The organism is Pseudomonas sp. S4_EA_1b (assembly GCF_016307435.1).
In the GTDB taxonomy this organism is placed as follows: Bacteria; Pseudomonadota; Gammaproteobacteria; order Pseudomonadales; family Pseudomonadaceae; genus Aquipseudomonas; species Aquipseudomonas rhodesiae.
This window is the reverse complement of record NZ_JAEILC010000122.1, coordinates 1-14,826: the sequence shown is the minus strand read 5'-3', so window position 1 is coordinate 14,826 and position 14,826 is coordinate 1. Positions and strand designations below refer to the sequence as shown.

Genomic DNA, 14,826 nt, shown 5'->3' with positions numbered 1-14,826 from the left:
AGGGCTCCTATTCGTTCAGGAGATCTGAAATAAAGGACTCAAGTCTAGCCAGTTTCTCCTCGTTGAAAGCTGAATGATTCAGCTTCAGTTGAGTGTGGTTAGCTTTTTTAGTGATCTCCCCAGCCTTTGCTCCCTGGAACTTGAGTTCGGTTTTGTTTGGAAGCGTTTTGTTGGGATTGAGGAAGGTGAAAATCTGTGAAGCCAGATTTGTTAGTTTTTTGCCGCCGTCAATGGCTTGTTGCACCAGGGTCTTAAGGGCGGTGTCGTATTTGCCCTTCTCTGCGCCCTTCTCGACCTCGCTGTTGATTAACCGTTTAGCTTCATCGGCAGCGTATGCACTAACGAGCTCAGGATAGTCTGCAAGCAAATCATTAACCGCTGGCGGGAAGTAATCGAACGCCATCAAGCGGAAGTACGTACTCTTGGCCATGCCCCAGTGGTCATATCCAAAGTGCTCACCGAAGTCCTTCAAGTGACGCTTGATGCTCAGGTATACCTCAAAGTCAGTCAGGTTTTCCCGACCAAGATTCTCTACGAGTGCTCGTGCGGAGGCCTCTTCGTCTGTGATGACGATGACGAAGGCTTGGATGAAACGTTGCTGGAGTAGCTTGTGAGCTCGTAGACGGCGTTCGCCGGATACCAGCTGGTACCGATTGTTTACGGCGCGAACCTCGATAGGCTGCAAGAGTCCTTGTGCATCGATGAGCTCGGCCAACTCCTTCAATTTCTTTTCATTGAAGGTTCTGCGAGGCTGCCAGGGGCTGGGATCAATCAGCTCTACAGGTATGCTCTTGGCAAGCTTGCTGTCTGTATCGTTGTTGATACCGCTACTTTCATTGCCTTCCCGATGAGCTGCTGCACCTTTCGAAAGGGACCCAATCAGCGGGTTCGGTCGACGTGGTTTGGCGCCTGCAGTTGTGCCGGCCGGTTTAGCGCCCTGCTGAGGCTTCTTGGTTTCTGCGGCTTGCTGGCTCATTTGGCGCCCTCCCCTGCCTTCAGGCCCTGGCCTGCAGTTACTTCTGCAATGTAGTCAGCCAACTCCTGGTATTGCTTTGAAACTTTGTTATTACGTTCAGCCATGCGAACTGACACCTTCTGTGCAATCGACTGATTGACCTTGGTGGTTGTAGATATTTTCACTGGAATGAGCTTTCCAAAGAGTTCTATGGCATCAGCTTCGTTCTCGCGGCACAGCACATGCCGCTCGTCATGCTTGATTAGGAGAGCTCCCAGGAAGTTGAGGGATTCGTTTACAAGCATCACTTTTTCGACACGGCGCTTGAGGTCGTCAAGGCCATTAATTGCATAAGGTGCACCCGACTCAACTGGGACGATGTAGTGCGTTGCAGCAGCAATGGCGTTTTGAGTAAGAAGCTTCAGCGACGGCGGGCAGTCGATGATGATGTAGTCGTACGCCCCTATGAGAGGCTTCAGCCGCTCCTTGAGCACCTCGACTGGCCGCGGGTATTCGTTTTTGATGACTTCATCGACGTTCTCCAGGGAGATGGAGCCATAGATGAGGTGCACTCCATCAATGGTTGTGTCCTCGTAAATGAACGATCGAATTTCAGTTTTGTGGTTACTCAACAGCTCGCAAGCGTTGTAAACGACACGTGCAGGGTGCGTTTTGCCGATATGTTGAGAGGCGTTTGTCTGAGGATCGAGATCCACGACAAGTACCCAATTCCCACGCTGAGCCAGGCAGTCAGCCAAGTTCACAGCCGTCGTCGTTTTCCCCACACCACCCTTGTGATTGGCGATGGCGAGAATTCGAGTCTCAGTCTGGGACTCCTCAGCTCCGTGTATCACCTCGGCGATGGCGTCAACGAGTGGATCGGCAGGATGTTTTGGCGAGTCGATCTGAGCAGCTGCTGCTTGTTTCGACATAAATCACTCCATTGAGCATAAAAATACAGGGCGTTTTGCTTTGTATCGTCTAAGCCATTATGGCGATTTTTATCAGCATGTCACGCCGATCTGTTCCTTTATTGGTATCAAACTGGTTGAGCATCGAGATCCTTTCTTGGATGTCAGGCTTGATTTTGAATGGCATTGTCCTGTTACTTGTGTGCCAGGTGGTGCTGGATGTGATTTCCCATGCAGCCTGAGGCGTAGAGCGTTAGGGAAGCCTCTACTATCTCGTTCACAATCTACCAGTCCCAGACTGGGACAGCCTGAACCTTCCATTCCCTCTTTACGGCTGCAATAGCCAGTCCCAGTCTGGGACGCTTTGTTTGAAGCCCTATTGCAGTCCATATGGCAGTTGGTGGCCCACGTCAGGGCTGATTTATGCAGCCTGAGCTTCACCGGCCATTCTTGCTTCTGTTGATGGTTCTGCGGCTACTAATGCCTTTGTCCCAGACTGGGACAGCGATTGGCGCTAGAGACATCTAATAAGGCGGTGGGGAGTCGGTCCCAGTCTGGGACTGTCTTCTTTTCTGTTTGTGTAGCTGAGCGTTTCTGGGGGTTCGGATCCAGGCTGAAGAGAAGGCTGTTACTTCAAGAGTAGTCCCAGACTGGGACAAGCTACACGTAAGAGGAATGCATTCCCCCCGGTCTTGAGCGGCATGCCTAGGTAGTCGATCCCATAGCCGGTCCCAGTCTGGGGATGGCTTGTTTGAGCGCCAATACCAGTTCCAAGGCAGTGACGTCCTAGGCTGGGACAGCCTTATTGACAGTTTAGGCGGCTGAGCGGCTCTCCGGAATCTGGCCCAGGCTGAAGAGAGAGTTGCCACTTCAAGAGCAGTCCCAGACTGGGACAATCCGCACGTAAGAGGTATGCATTCCCACCGGCCTTGTGCGGCATCCTTCGGAATGCGATCCATGGTCAGTCCCAGTCTGGGACTGGTTTGTTTGAACACCAATGCCAGTTCCTAAGGAAGTGGCGTCCCAGGCTGAGGCTGCCTTTTAACATTTGGAGTGGCTGAGTGTTCCTGTTGATTTTGATCCAGCTGAAGAATGTGATGCTACTTAAAGCGCAGTCCCAGACTGGGACAGGCCACATGTTAGAGAAGTGCCATCTCCCGGCCTTGGGCGGCTTGGCTCGGAAGGCAATCCATTGCCAGACCCAGTTTGAAACTGATTTGTTTTAACCGATGCCAGTTCAATGGCGGTTATCGTTTCCAGGCGGGCCTGCATTTATACAGGCTGAGTGGCTGTGATTACCTGGAGCGGGTTAATCAAAGGCGGAAGAATCGTCTGACACTAAATGTTAAGTCCCAGAAACTGGCCACCTAATACTTCAGCGCTTTGTCTTAATCGCATGCCATCAGCCCCATCCTTGGATGGGCAGTTGTATGAGCAAGCCTTGTCCCAGTCTGGGACTGCCAAATTCACCATGCCTTGCTTTCCCGCGCTGGCCATCATCACTCTGGAACTGGCTACTTGGAGTTAATGATGGGCGTGGATCAAGAGTCTACGGCTGGAACGGAAATTACCCTGTATCGGGATCGCGGCTAACATCCAAGAACTCTCGGCCCCGGACTGGGGATCACCTCCATGTCAATTCGGCCTGCAATAGACGGAGTGGGGTTCATTCATGCCGGTGACTGTGAATTGGAGGGAGCACCCTGGTGCGACTTCCCTTTGTTTTGGAATTGCGAGAGAACCATGCTTGTCGAGTTAACCAACGTCCGGAGCTGCTTAAATCTGCGTTTTGCTCAGGTAAGAATCCCTTGCGTGAGAACTAAAAATTAAGACAAAGGTTAGTACCAACACAGACCCAGCCTGGGGCGCCGGCTCCCTCACTTATGGACTGACCCTGGACCTGGTAGTGAAGGGAGCAACCGTAACAATGAGATGTTCAGGAGGGAGCGGGTAATTTAAGAAGAAGGACAAGCGCCTGTCCCAGTCTGGGATAAAGTCATGTTGTCCTAAAAATCATACACCTCGATTTACTGCTGGGGGGGGCTAGTCCCAGTCTGGGACTGGGAGCTACTACCTCATGGTGAGGTAGAAGGGTGTAGAGGCTGAATTACCGAAACATTAGATGGTGAATGCAATACCGCAGCCCTGGAGGGTCTGGCCAGACTGATTGGGGAATATTACCTCATAGTCAGGTCGCGCCGCGTTGTAGCCATCCAACGCTTTTACAAAAGATCGACTAACAGTCGACTAAGCATCGACTAATCGGGGTAGGCAATCCTAAAAAGGGGGGGGGTCGGCCTGACGGCGTTCAAGCCATCCAAAACATCGACAAATGATCGACAAAAGACTGACTAACACTCGACAGCAGGGCGGGGGAGTACTGATGGTTTCTATGGACAATAAAATACCCGCCGTAGCGGGTAGTTTTTGTGGGAGTAGGGGAGGGGGCTAGCGAATCAGTCGATCAAGAAATTGAGATTGGCTCTCCAGCAATGCTTTAACACGAGTTGAGGCCACGTAGAGCAGGTTGAGTTCCTCATCGAGTTGGTGACCTTTCCCGCGGCGAGCGAGGGTTTCGAGCTTGGAGTCGAAGTCAGAGGCAATGACTATGTTGTTCCATTCCCGGCCTTTTGCACGGTAGACACCTGTAAGGGTTACCTCAGGGTGGTGCGATTGCCCGCTTCCTGAGAGGATCCGAATCAGATCATCAACTCGTTCACCGTATTCACTTGCCAGCATCCCAGCCTGGGACACTTCAGAGTCTGGGTGCTCAGCTGCCCAATCATCAAATTCGCCCCAATTCTTAAATTGAGAGTAAGCCGGATGCCTGATTTCGCGGTGGTTCCGTTGCATCAAAGCGTTGGCGCTGATGATCTTTTCTTTCAGATCCTGCATGTCGCCGACAATAGAGAATGGCGTACGGAGATCAGCAAGGACCATTGCGTCACGGGCTATGGAAACGTTGTGTCTGAAAATCTTGGTGTGAGAAGTTCCATGCCGGAGTTTTCCAATTCGAGTTTCTTTTCCCGCAAGACCTCTAAGCCGTATCGGCGGAGGGTTAGACTTAGCACTCAGAATTCGGTTTGCTACAGAGGCGATATCCGGCCCGAAACGGAAAGAAAGAGATAGGGGGTATCCGGCCCCAGGAATCTTCAGCATTGCGTCCTGGGCGCCCTTGTAGGCGTATAGCTGTTGGGCTGAGTCAGCAACCACCACGGCCCTCTGGGCGTACGCCAGACAGCCAAGCAGGACGCCGTTGGCATCTTGAGCCTCATCCAATAGCACCATGTCAAAGCTGGATAGGCCTGGGCAGCCCTGCAGATGCCATTCCTTGAGGTAAACCTCGTGGGGGAGGGGTAGCACCGTATTCTGCCCTACGCGCACGCCCTGGAAGAGCACAGAGGCATATTGGACTGCCAAGCCACCAACCACAGGGTCCTTGACCCAGGCGGGCAGGTGGGAAGCAAGCACAGAGGTAGAGCTGCTATTGCAGAAAGCAGAGACTGTCTGAAGGATTATCTTGCTGAAGTTGTCAGCGTCGATTGGGAGCTTTTTGCTTCTTAAATCAAAAGCTTGAACAATATGGGATGGATACAGATTACCTGTTTTCCGTCCCGACTTTAGCGCTGCTGTTGCTTCAAAAGCCATGCTGTTGAAGGTTCTGACGCTGGCAAGGTTGTTGAATCGCTCCTTCCCGTCGTCAACCAGCGGCTTGTTGTAGGCCAAATAACAAAGCCGGCGAGCGCCGGCTTCTTTGCAGCCCCTGGCTGCGCCTTGGAGGGTTGTGGTCTTACCACAACCAGCTCCGGCAACCGTTTTGATTATGCCCCTTGGCTTCTCTAGAAGCTGAACAGCAGCTTTTTCGATCGCGGCCTGCTCTTCGGTAGGGGAGTGCATTACGCCACCGCCAGGGCCGCCGGAGAGGCCTTCATAGCGCCGATGCCTTCCTGCTTGAAGGTAGAGAGCAGATCTACACCAGTAGCAAAACGATTAGTGATAGACGCGAGGTGAGCGTTGGTAAGTTTCGGTAGGGCCAGGCAGAGAGCGTATTCATCACTGTTAAGACCATGATCCTTGCAAATCTCGGTCTCGGTGCATCCCCAGTGCTTGAATTGCATTACGAGCGCAGAGAGCTCAATCAGCTCAGGAACCGAGCGCTCGGTAACAACGGCTTGGGCGTCACAGGAGAACAGATCGGTTCGAACGACCGCCCCATTGCAGATCGGGCAGCACTGGCGGCTGTCATGGATGCTTGAAACGAACTGGATATGGCACCCGCTGCAGGAGCGCATCATGACCTCGAGCGCACGGTAGTCGCGGGCGACTACCCATGCGTCGTCGATATCGAGGAAGTTGTCCAGGTCCACTTGATCGTTTCGGATTGCTGCATGGCAGTGGAAATACTGGTCGTGTGCCGCGATCACTGCATCGATATCTACATCGACTCGTGGCGTTTTCGCCAGATACAGGTAGTTCAGCATGAACAGACTGGCTTCCATAGCCTTAGCCTTCCCGCTCAGGATGCTGTGAGCTTGCGGCAAAGGACCAGATTCGGCCGGGCCAACAATGCCAAGCCGCTTTCTCAAACTCGCGACCTGTTTCCGGGTCAGTCCTGTCTGGGCGCGAATGATGGCGGAACGAAAACCGCAGCGGGCCATGCGAATGTCAAGAGTGGTGTCCATATCAGCAATCCTGGTTTAAGCGGGAGAAGAGGAGGTTGAGAACTTCAGCACTGCCTAGGCAGCGGCATTCGCGGGCGATGACCCAGGCTTCTTCAAGGGTCAGCGGGAATTCGTTTTGCTCGCTCACCGACTGGCTGTGAGCTGTGATCAGGGCATCAACCCCTACTTCAAAGTCAGCTGAATCCCAGTGTTCGAGGTAATTCATAACCAGGCCGATTGCTGCTTGGGCCTGAGTCGACTCGAAGACGATGGAATCAAAAGAGGGGAGGGCGGGTACCAGCTGGGTAACCGACGCTTTACGGGCAAGGTGAACAGCCGCGGCTGGTCCTACTGAGATACCCGTCTGAATTCGAATAATCGTGTCGCTAAAGCCGGCTTGGCCCATGCGAAGTGCTAGCTTGGAATCAGCCACTGACTTTCCCTCCGGAAAGAATCCGCATGAGGTTGGCCATTAGGTCCGTGCCTGACTGATTTTGGCGAGCGATGCGGTTGAAGGGAGTGCGGGGGGAGAAGGTGACTTTCCCCTGGGATGCCAAAGCGATTCGGTCTTTGAGGCTGCTATTGCAGAGCCAATCTGCATTGGTTTTGGAGCTAATTCCCCATGCGATCATGCCGACCCGGACGTTGCTGCGAATGTTCTCGGCGATGGCACCCAGAATCCCACTGATGGCCGCGACTTCTGCCGTTGGCATTACTGCGCTTCCCGCCAACTCTTTCGGGCGTATCTCGTCGAGGTTTACCTGGATGATCGAGGTTGGAAGGTCGGCCAGGCTCTGGAGGTCTGCATCAGAACAGTCGAGTAGCCATTGACGATCGACCTGATCAAGCGAGAAGAAACGACCGAATGAGCCGTTGTTCGTAGATGCCCAGTCTTTTGCTGTGTGTAGGACTAGGTTCAGCGCGTAATTATCGAGCATGGCTCAGGCCTCCTTACTTTCAAGGAGGATCAGGCGGCGCCAGATCGTCAGGACGTTGCGTCCATACTCGCGAGCCACCGACTCGAGTTCTGGGTTTGGGGTGTGGTATCGGCCGATGGCCAGTTCCAGATCACCGTGCTGCCCATCGATCATCTCGCACAGCACCTGCGTACCGATGCGTACATTGGTCTCAAGATCCAGCAGATCTTCAGGGTTGGCGACACGCTCGCCATTCCATCTGATGCTGATCTGCATAGCCCCTACAGCGATGCTCCGCGTCTTCTGCAACCCATCACGCAGTAGTTGCTTAGCTTGGCTGAGAGAGGCTGGGTGGTGCGGTTTGTCCGCGATATTGAGGGCCAGAGGATTCGGATTAACGATGCGTCCGGAGTACCGCTTCGATTCGACCAGGGCTACTGCATAGAGCAGCTTTGGGTCGACCTTGCAGTAGCGCTGGGATTGCCGCTCCCAGACCGTTCCTTTCAACGTAAACGCTTCAGCAGGCGCCTGAAAAAGCGCTGCTAATGTGGCTGAAAGCGTTAAAACCGGTATCCATTTCATAATCCGACCCTAGAAAGCAGGAAAATCTGACCCTGATATGGGGCGGGATTCTACTCGTGTAGCGGTATGTTTCAAGAAGGTTCGGTGACAAATGACCCTTAAGTGGGTCATTTGACGCTTGAAAATTGACGTAATCCGACGAACGGCACGGAACTCATGCGAGAAATGAGGCCTTGTTACCCTTTTTTGCCTTGTGAGGGGGTGTATTTGGTCAACGAGGGGCACAAATTCCGAAATACAGGGTCAGTAAATGTGACCCTATGGTCGCAATGATTATGACCCTACTCAGGTAGGCGCAATTTGGCGGCAATTTGCCTTTCGCCCCCTTAATTGGGTTTAATTGCAGCTTTCAAGACGTTGATTGACACTCACACAGGTCATTTTTAGACCCTATACTGTGGTGGCTTTCTGATATGCCAGTGGCGATAGCAGTCATAGAGCTGCGCCTCATGGGGAATGGATTTCGGCCATAAGCGGACATCCACCGGCTAAATGTGTGTGACAGTGAGAGCTTTAAGAAGCCATGCAATACGCATCAGAAGATATTTCCGTTGACGCTTTCATGAAGCGCGTCCAGGAGCGGATGGAGCTTCTTGATATCAAGCCGAAGCAATTGGCTCAGTTAATCAGCCGCAACGAGAGCACGACCAAGAACATTGTTTACAAAGGTTCTGAGTGCAATCGTTTGACATTGATTTTGCTTGCCAAGGCTCTGCGTACAACCGTTGAGTACCTCGCTACCGGCGCCCTCATCGCTGACGCCGAGGAAACGATCACCCTGACGATTCATACACCTGAGTCGCTAGCAATCAGCCAGGGGTTTGCGGATGTGAGGCGAACGAGCAGAGACTCGGACCTGCCGATCAAATCTCTGCCACTGCCTAAACGCCTGATTCAGTCTCATGGCGTTAATCCAGAGAAAGTCCGAGCGATGTACATCAACTCGGATGCCCTTCAGGGAACGCTGGATCAAGGAAGCATCGCTCTGGTCGACACGGACACCAAGTTTCTTCACGAAGGCTGCTTTCTCATTTGCATTCGTGACACGGTGATCATGCGGCTCGCATCGCCTGTATCCTCGGGGTTTGCACTTACCTCCACGAACGTCAACATCGTGGGTACGACGGTTACACTGGACTCTACAGGCGCGATGAACAGCAAAGGCACGGCGGTAGTCGGGAAGATCTTCCTGCGCATAAGCATGAATCGACTCTAAGTAGCCTTCTATCCAAATGAAAAGCCCGCCAATTGGCGGGCTAATGAGATGGTCACCCCCACACCCTGCCAGGGTTAGGCTTTGGCAGGGTGTTTTATTCACGGAGACCATCATCATGAACACTGCAACGCTGGTAGGTATCGATCTCGGCAAGCACAGCTTTCATCTGCACGGACAGGACAAGTCCGGACGCGAGGTCTTCCGCAAGAAGACGACACGTCTGCAAATGATGCGATTCCTAGGCAACCTGCCGAGTTGCATGGTGGTGATGGAAGCCTGCGCCGGCTCGCATTTCATCGCTCGCCAACTGAAATCATTCGGACATGAGGTGAAACTGATCTCGCCTCAGTTCGTGCGTCCGTTCGTCAAGGGCAACAAGAACGACTTCATCGATGCCGAAGCGATCTGCGAGGCGGCGTCCCGACCGACGATGCGTTTCGTGACGCCGAAGACCGAGGCTCAGCAAACGCTGTCCGTACTGCATCGGATGCGCGACTCCCTCGTGCGTGACCGGACGAAAACCGCCAACCAGACCCATGGTTTTCTGCTGGAGTTTGGCATCAGCCTGCCCAAAGGGCTTTCGTTGGTCAGGCGGCTGCCCGTCACGCTGGACGAACACCCGCTACCCCCTCGGTTGGTTTCCCTGTTGAGCCGACTGCACCAGCACTTCTGCTATCTGGATGAACAGATCAAGGAGCTGGACAGGGAGATGACCGAGCAACTTGCCGAAGATGATCTCGGCTCTCGCCTGCTGACCATCCCGTGCGTTGGTCCGATCACGGCGAGTCTGCTATCGGCAGAAATGGGGGACGGCAAGCAATTCGGCTGTAGCCGAGACTTCGCGGCCGCAGTCGGACTGGTACCCCGTCAGTACAGTACCGGCGGTAGAGCCAACCTCCTGGGTATCAGCAAGCGTGGCGACAAGAACTTGCGCCGTCTGCTGGTGCAGTGCGCCAGGGTCTATCTCCAGCATCTGGAGTTCCAAAAAGGAGCCTTGGCCGACTGGGTACGCTCATTGCGCGAGCGTCGCCACTCGAATGTAGTGGTGTGCGCCTTGGCGAACAAACTGGCCCGTATTGCCTGGGCGATGACGGCCAATCACTCGGAATTTGAAGCAGGGCCGAGCGCTTACGCCGCTTGACCCTGCGGTTACAGCTGTACCACGAAACACCCTTTCAGGTTTTGCGACGCTGAACAACTGATGACGTGAACGGCACACCGGCCTGACGAAGAACCTGGCACAAAAATCGGCTCTTGAAGCCGACGGGCTTTTCAGGATCGTCAGGCGCGACTCTCATCGTGGCGCGGGGCATGCCCCATACAGACGCCGGATAGATTTAGGCAAGCCAAACACTCATCACTGATCAGTATTGCAAAAACGGGGGTGACCATAGATTTTTGTTACGTCATACCCACTTTGAATCCGTGGCCAGACCGTCGGGGTTTTCGTGCAGCTGAGGGCTGCTGTCCGTGGATAGGTTCATTTGCTGTCGCGGCTTCAGTGGTCGGCCGCTGGTGTCCAGCGCCGTTCACGTCTTCAGCTAAAGCATCCCCAGTCCCTGGTCTCTCACTCTCGGCAGGTGGAGGAGGTGGTGCAACCGGTTCGATTGCCGGGGCAGGAGTTTGCTCAGGTGCCGGCGGAGCCGGCTCCCGCGGTGTTGGTGTTGGTGTTGGTGCTGCCGGTGCTGAGGCTACAGCCGCAGTTGGAGCTGCGACTGTAGGTACGGTCGGAGAGGGGAGGTCCTGGGCGGGCAGCAGTTGATGCCCCATGGCCGCCATTTCCGCTATCTGCCCGATTTGGGCAAGCACGATCAACCGTTTGACCCGTTTACGCTCAGGGAGCGCAGCGAGCTCGCGATAGAGCCGTGTGTATGTGGACTCGGATACCGTTGCAAGCATCTTGATTTCGCCGCCAGACATCTTCCCGCTCCTTTAAACGACGCTGTTCTTTCCGTGGAACCAGTAGCCAGAGGCGTTGGAGGTCACGTTGTTGTCGGCAACGATCACCTTGGCCTTGGGGAAGAGGTACTGGGCCGCGTCTTTATAGAACCGAGCGCCGCCACCGCCAAGCAGGATGAAGTCGAGAGCCTCACCCTCCATGAAGCGCATTTGCTCCTTGAGGTTGGACAGAGCGCGAGGTGCGACTTTGCCCATGGCACGATCCACATACGGGGCCAGAGCGATGCGTTCGCCGAACATGAGGACGGTGTCCCGATTGTTTTGCATGGCGATCTCGAGCTTGTCGCGACCAGGTCCCTCGCCGCCGTGCTCCATAGCGAACTCTTCATTGATGGCGTCCAGGACGACACTCATAGCGTCCAGGGACGTGCTCGACGAGTCGCGCTGAATGTCGCCGCGGCGGAACATGACCCAGTCAACGCTGAAGAAACCAGGATCGAGGACGAGCAGGTTTGCCTCAGCGAACAGATCGGCATCTTCGTGGTAGCTGTTGATCTCACAGAGGGTACCTACCGGCTGAGCAATTACCTCAACCTCGCGGACCTCAATCGTCCGCTTCGGCGCTACTTGATGAATGCCCGTCAGCCGCTTCGTCAGCGCTTCAACGAGTTTCGCGTCTCGCGCTTGAGCCGTAGGCAGGCCGGTTACGAGACGGTCAACCACGTTACCGTCCTGGCACGAAGCAATCAGTGCGGCGTGGTACAGAGCTTTGTAGGGATCGGTCGCCGGATAGTCGCCGTGCAGCTCTCGATTAAGACGTGCGCGTCCTGGATCGAGGAACGCCGCCCACGGCTCACCGTTTACTTCCACGGCGTACTCGCCTGGTTTGAGAGCCATGCTGCCATGCAGCTGGCTGATCGGTGCCGCCTGAGCCGGACGTACCAGGAGGGTAGGCTCCTCGTCAGTGGACAGGCCGTAGGCCAGCTTCCCGTTCGAGTACCCGCAATCCCAGCCGACGATCAGTTTGGGTGCTTGTGCTTCGCTCTTTCTGCTCATTGCTTCTCCTAAGCCCTAATGGCTGTTGCTTGTTCTGCAGCTCTGCAGATGTTTTCCGAGTACATCGCCCCGCTTTCGCCCTCAGCCGCTCAAAATGTCGACTATTGATCGACAAGAGATGGAAAGCCCTGCGCGAGCCTTGCCTTGATCGGCTTGGTCGACAAACAGTCGACTAAGGCGCCTCTGCGGATCGACTACTGCTCGACTAGGAACAGCCTGCCACGGTTTTCAAATATGCAACCCCCCAATCCGGCCCTGGAGATGGGCCACATTTTCTCTCTGGTAGGGCCACGCCAATTTCCGAGAAATCGCCTCTCCCTGGAGAGTGTTTTCGAGGGTGCTCAGCGTAAGAAGTGCGTCCAGAAATGCGTTCCGCCGATCAGGCACCGCAATGGCCTAGCCACAGTGCATAGCAATCTGTATGCGATATAGATAGCGCATGCAGATTTGTATGCGCTTCTATCTTTGCTTTCCCGTGGCTCGCAACGTTATGGGGAATACAAATTTGTATGCTCCATAGATAGGGCATACAAAGAAGAATGCTTATTCGCGAGATGGGGAAATCGCCATATGGCGCATACAGATTTGTTTGCGACATAGATAGAGGATAGGCAGAATCAACGCAGTTTTTTTGGACGCTTCGGCATGCATCTGGGACCGGCGAACGCATGGTTGACGATAGAGAGCATGTAAGTGAAATTGCGATATAGATAGTTTATGGAGATTTTTTCCCGTGATGCATTCAGCTGAAAAACTCATCCAAGGCCTGGATGAGTACTTCGAAATTGTCTATGCGAAGGCCCTCGATGCGAGGGACAGATTTTGGGTGGAGGCGAGGGCGTCGGGTAAGACGCTTTTCAGGGGTGTCGCGATCTCGCGCAGGGGAAACAGCGTGGACATCTACTGGCTTCGTTTTGCCTACAAAAAACACGAGCACGGCCCGCAGGAGAAGCCATTCAAAAACAGGGTGCCAAAGGGTAAGGGTGGCTACCCTCGTTTCTCGCGGGCCCAGATGGGAAGGATGGAGGCCTGGCTAGAGGAGATGTTCAACCGGTACGAGGATGAGTTCGAGATCTACCGCCAGCTGATGAAGGAGAACCGGACTATGCGTCGCGATCTTGAGAGGCATATGAGGCTGGGAACGAAGGTTGAGTGGTAGGGGTTGCAGTTTTGGCGATGGCGGTAAGGTAGAGACGTATCTCCAACCAAACAGGTATTTCGACATGGCACTCACCCCAATCTTCGTAAGCGGCGACCTCTCCATCCCGGCGGATCAACTCGACAGCTGGGCCGACATCTACTTCGAGGCCAAGACCGCTGGCCTGATGCATGTGCCGCTCTCTGTCTTTCTCAGTGATCCGATGCGGTACATCGCTGAAGGCGGTCAGCCGGTTGTCGAGTCTGCGCAGGACGACGAGTTTCTACCGCTTCTCCCGCGGCAGGCCGAAGTGGCCACGCGCATACAGGAGCAATGGGCTCGCGAGGACGCTCAGCGTGGCAACCACCTGACGCTTGTCGCCAGTCGCTAACAAACGACTCGTCGCATCAGGAGAAAGGTGAGCGTTCAGTCGGCAAAAAAATGGATAGGGGGGAAGCCAGCTCGGCGCATGACCTGGACTCCCTTCCTGATGCAGGGATGGCAGCTGAACTAGTACACGGTCTTCAAATCGGCGAGCTTTGTGCTGAATGCCGGGCTCGTATCCTCAGATTTTCCCCGCCAACGTTTCCCCGAGAATTCGCTGGCAACCGCAATGGTCCCCCGGCCGAACTTCCCGTTAATCCCATCCAAAGCCGACATAACGTCCGAGCTGACGGCTGACGACTGACCGAACAATTCCCCCTGAGTCATAGCCCCATTCGGAGCAATGCCCATTAGGCAGACCCCAGCTTTGGAGAACTCAACGCCAGAGCGAAATACGGACGCAGCTGCCTCAGAGACCAAGGACGCCAGCACGCGAGAGTCATCCAGAGGTGAGCGAAACTTCACTGTGACCGTTTTTGCGTACGGGGCTGCGCGGGTGCTGAACGGACTAGATTGCGCATACACCCGCATGAACGACGTAGTGCACTGCTGACGACGTAATTTCGTAGCAGCGCTGGAGACAAAAGACACCAGCGCGTTAGCAAGCTCGGCGACTGAAGTGACAGGCACACCAAAGGACCGAGAGACGTTGATCATCTGCCTAGGGGTGCCGGGATCGTCGAGTGAGATCGCACATATCCCGTTGAGCTCTAGCTGCGTCCGAATGACCGTGACGGGAAACTCTCGCTCCAGTACGTGTCTCGGTGCGGCGGCGAACTCGGCAGCGGTCTTAATCCCCAGGGCGAGAAGTTTCTTCGTGACGGAAGGCCCGATCCCCCAGACCTCGGAGACGGGAGTCAGGCGTAGGAGGGAAAGGCGGTCATCAGCCCCCATCAGATTGCAGAGGCTCGACCGTGTGACCCGCTTAGCGGCGTAGGAGGCCAGTTTTGCCAGGGTGAGAGTCGGACCGATGCCGGCGCCTGTACCGAGTCCGCACCACTGCTTGACGCGCAAGCCTGCCTCCAGGGTCATCGAGTGGAGCTGCTCATCCGACATGCCGTCGCAGATGGCGAACCCCTCATCGATTTAAAGGAAAGATGTCAACCC

Annotated in this window: 14 protein-coding genes; 5 read left to right on the top strand and 9 right to left on the bottom strand. The window is 54.6% G+C overall.

The window, feature by feature from the left end; genetic code table 11:
* Positions 1-7: 7 nt before the first annotated feature.
* From YA0848_RS30505 to YA0848_RS30475, 7 genes are all read right to left on the bottom strand, one after another.
* The gene (locus tag YA0848_RS30505) at positions 8-976 is read right to left on the bottom strand and encodes a ParB/RepB/Spo0J family partition protein (protein WP_083196041.1); all 969 of its coding nucleotides are present in this window, start codon (positions 974-976) and stop codon (positions 8-10) included.
* Entirely contained in the window at positions 973-1,887 is a 915-nt protein-coding gene (locus YA0848_RS30500; RefSeq protein ID WP_083196042.1) for a ParA family protein, read from the bottom strand. Before YA0848_RS30500 ends, YA0848_RS30505 begins: the two co-directional genes overlap by 4 nt.
* Before the next feature lie 2,427 nt (positions 1,888-4,314).
* Entirely contained in the window at positions 4,315-5,763 is a 1,449-nt protein-coding gene (locus tag YA0848_RS30495) for a 3'-5' exonuclease (RefSeq protein ID WP_065327788.1), read from the bottom strand.
* Positions 5,763-6,548: a FlhC family transcriptional regulator gene (locus tag YA0848_RS30490; protein ID WP_065327787.1), complete on the bottom strand. Its 786-nt coding sequence runs from the start codon at positions 6,546-6,548 to the stop codon at positions 5,763-5,765. The genes YA0848_RS30495 and YA0848_RS30490 overlap by 1 nt, the downstream gene beginning before the upstream one ends.
* A 1-nt stretch (position 6,549) precedes the next feature.
* The gene (locus YA0848_RS30485; protein WP_065327786.1) at positions 6,550-6,960 is read right to left on the bottom strand and encodes a hypothetical protein; all 411 of its coding nucleotides are present in this window, start codon (positions 6,958-6,960) and stop codon (positions 6,550-6,552) included.
* Positions 6,953-7,465, bottom strand: a complete 513-nt coding sequence (locus YA0848_RS30480) for a hypothetical protein (RefSeq protein WP_065327785.1) — start codon at positions 7,463-7,465, stop codon at positions 6,953-6,955. Before YA0848_RS30480 ends, YA0848_RS30485 begins: the two co-directional genes overlap by 8 nt.
* 3 nt (positions 7,466-7,468) lie before the next feature.
* Positions 7,469-8,026, bottom strand: a complete 558-nt coding sequence (locus tag YA0848_RS30475) for a transglycosylase SLT domain-containing protein (protein WP_065327784.1) — start codon at positions 8,024-8,026, stop codon at positions 7,469-7,471.
* Positions 8,027-8,549: 523 nt separating this feature from the next.
* On the opposite strand from YA0848_RS30475, the gene YA0848_RS30470 reads away from it, so the two are divergent.
* The 3 genes from YA0848_RS30470 (at position 8,550) to YA0848_RS36475 (ending at position 10,963) form a co-directional block, all read left to right on the top strand.
* The gene (locus YA0848_RS30470; RefSeq protein WP_065327783.1) at positions 8,550-9,242 is read left to right on the top strand and encodes a hypothetical protein; all 693 of its coding nucleotides are present in this window, start codon (positions 8,550-8,552) and stop codon (positions 9,240-9,242) included.
* Between the two features lie 115 nt (positions 9,243-9,357).
* Positions 9,358-10,383: an IS110 family transposase gene (locus tag YA0848_RS30465; RefSeq protein ID WP_198731479.1), complete on the top strand. Its 1,026-nt coding sequence runs from the start codon at positions 9,358-9,360 to the stop codon at positions 10,381-10,383.
* Positions 10,384-10,834: 451 nt separating this feature from the next.
* Positions 10,835-10,963 (top strand): hypothetical protein, encoded by a 129-nt coding sequence (locus YA0848_RS36475; protein WP_269837080.1) that lies wholly within the window; start codon positions 10,835-10,837, stop codon positions 10,961-10,963.
* A 211-nt stretch (positions 10,964-11,174) separates the two neighbouring features.
* Here YA0848_RS36475 and YA0848_RS30460 read toward each other — a convergent pair whose 3' ends face one another.
* Positions 11,175-12,197: a ParM/StbA family protein gene (locus YA0848_RS30460; RefSeq protein ID WP_065327781.1), complete on the bottom strand. Its 1,023-nt coding sequence runs from the start codon at positions 12,195-12,197 to the stop codon at positions 11,175-11,177.
* 736 nt (positions 12,198-12,933) lie between these two features.
* Here YA0848_RS30460 and mobI point away from each other — a divergent pair.
* On the top strand, positions 12,934-13,356 hold the full coding sequence (mobI, locus tag YA0848_RS30455; RefSeq protein ID WP_065278529.1) for a conjugative transfer protein MobI(A/C): 423 nt from the start codon (positions 12,934-12,936) through the stop codon (positions 13,354-13,356).
* A gap of 64 nt (positions 13,357-13,420) precedes the next feature.
* Positions 13,421-13,726, top strand: a complete 306-nt coding sequence (locus YA0848_RS30450; RefSeq protein WP_065327780.1) for a hypothetical protein — start codon at positions 13,421-13,423, stop codon at positions 13,724-13,726.
* A 119-nt stretch (positions 13,727-13,845) separates the two neighbouring features.
* On the opposite strand, the gene YA0848_RS30445 is transcribed toward YA0848_RS30450, so the two are convergent.
* Positions 13,846-14,733 (bottom strand): DinB/UmuC family translesion DNA polymerase, encoded by an 888-nt coding sequence (locus YA0848_RS30445; RefSeq protein WP_232925214.1) that lies wholly within the window; start codon positions 14,731-14,733, stop codon positions 13,846-13,848.
* Positions 14,734-14,826: the final 93 nt, after the last annotated feature.

Excerpts from the sequence above, each read along its gene's own strand:
- YA0848_RS30505 (WP_083196041.1), bottom strand. The coding sequence starts at position 976 with ATGAGCCAGCAAGCCGCAGAAACCAAGAAGCCTCAGCAGGGCGCTAAA.
- YA0848_RS30500 (WP_083196042.1), bottom strand. The coding sequence starts at position 1,887 with ATGTCGAAACAAGCAGCAGCTGCTCAGATCGACTCGCCAAAACATCCT.
- YA0848_RS30495 (WP_065327788.1), bottom strand. The coding sequence starts at position 5,763 with ATGCACTCCCCTACCGAAGAGCAGGCCGCGATCGAAAAAGCTGCTGTT.
- YA0848_RS30490 (WP_065327787.1), bottom strand. The coding sequence starts at position 6,548 with ATGGACACCACTCTTGACATTCGCATGGCCCGCTGCGGTTTTCGTTCC.
- YA0848_RS30480 (WP_065327785.1), bottom strand. The coding sequence starts at position 7,465 with ATGCTCGATAATTACGCGCTGAACCTAGTCCTACACACAGCAAAAGAC.
- YA0848_RS30475 (WP_065327784.1), bottom strand. The coding sequence starts at position 8,026 with ATGAAATGGATACCGGTTTTAACGCTTTCAGCCACATTAGCAGCGCTT.
- YA0848_RS30470 (WP_065327783.1), top strand. The coding sequence starts at position 8,550 with ATGCAATACGCATCAGAAGATATTTCCGTTGACGCTTTCATGAAGCGC.
- YA0848_RS30465 (WP_198731479.1), top strand. The coding sequence starts at position 9,358 with ATGAACACTGCAACGCTGGTAGGTATCGATCTCGGCAAGCACAGCTTT.
- YA0848_RS30460 (WP_065327781.1), bottom strand. The coding sequence starts at position 12,197 with ATGAGCAGAAAGAGCGAAGCACAAGCACCCAAACTGATCGTCGGCTGG.
- mobI (WP_065278529.1), top strand. The coding sequence starts at position 12,934 with ATGCATTCAGCTGAAAAACTCATCCAAGGCCTGGATGAGTACTTCGAA.
- YA0848_RS30450 (WP_065327780.1), top strand. The coding sequence starts at position 13,421 with ATGGCACTCACCCCAATCTTCGTAAGCGGCGACCTCTCCATCCCGGCG.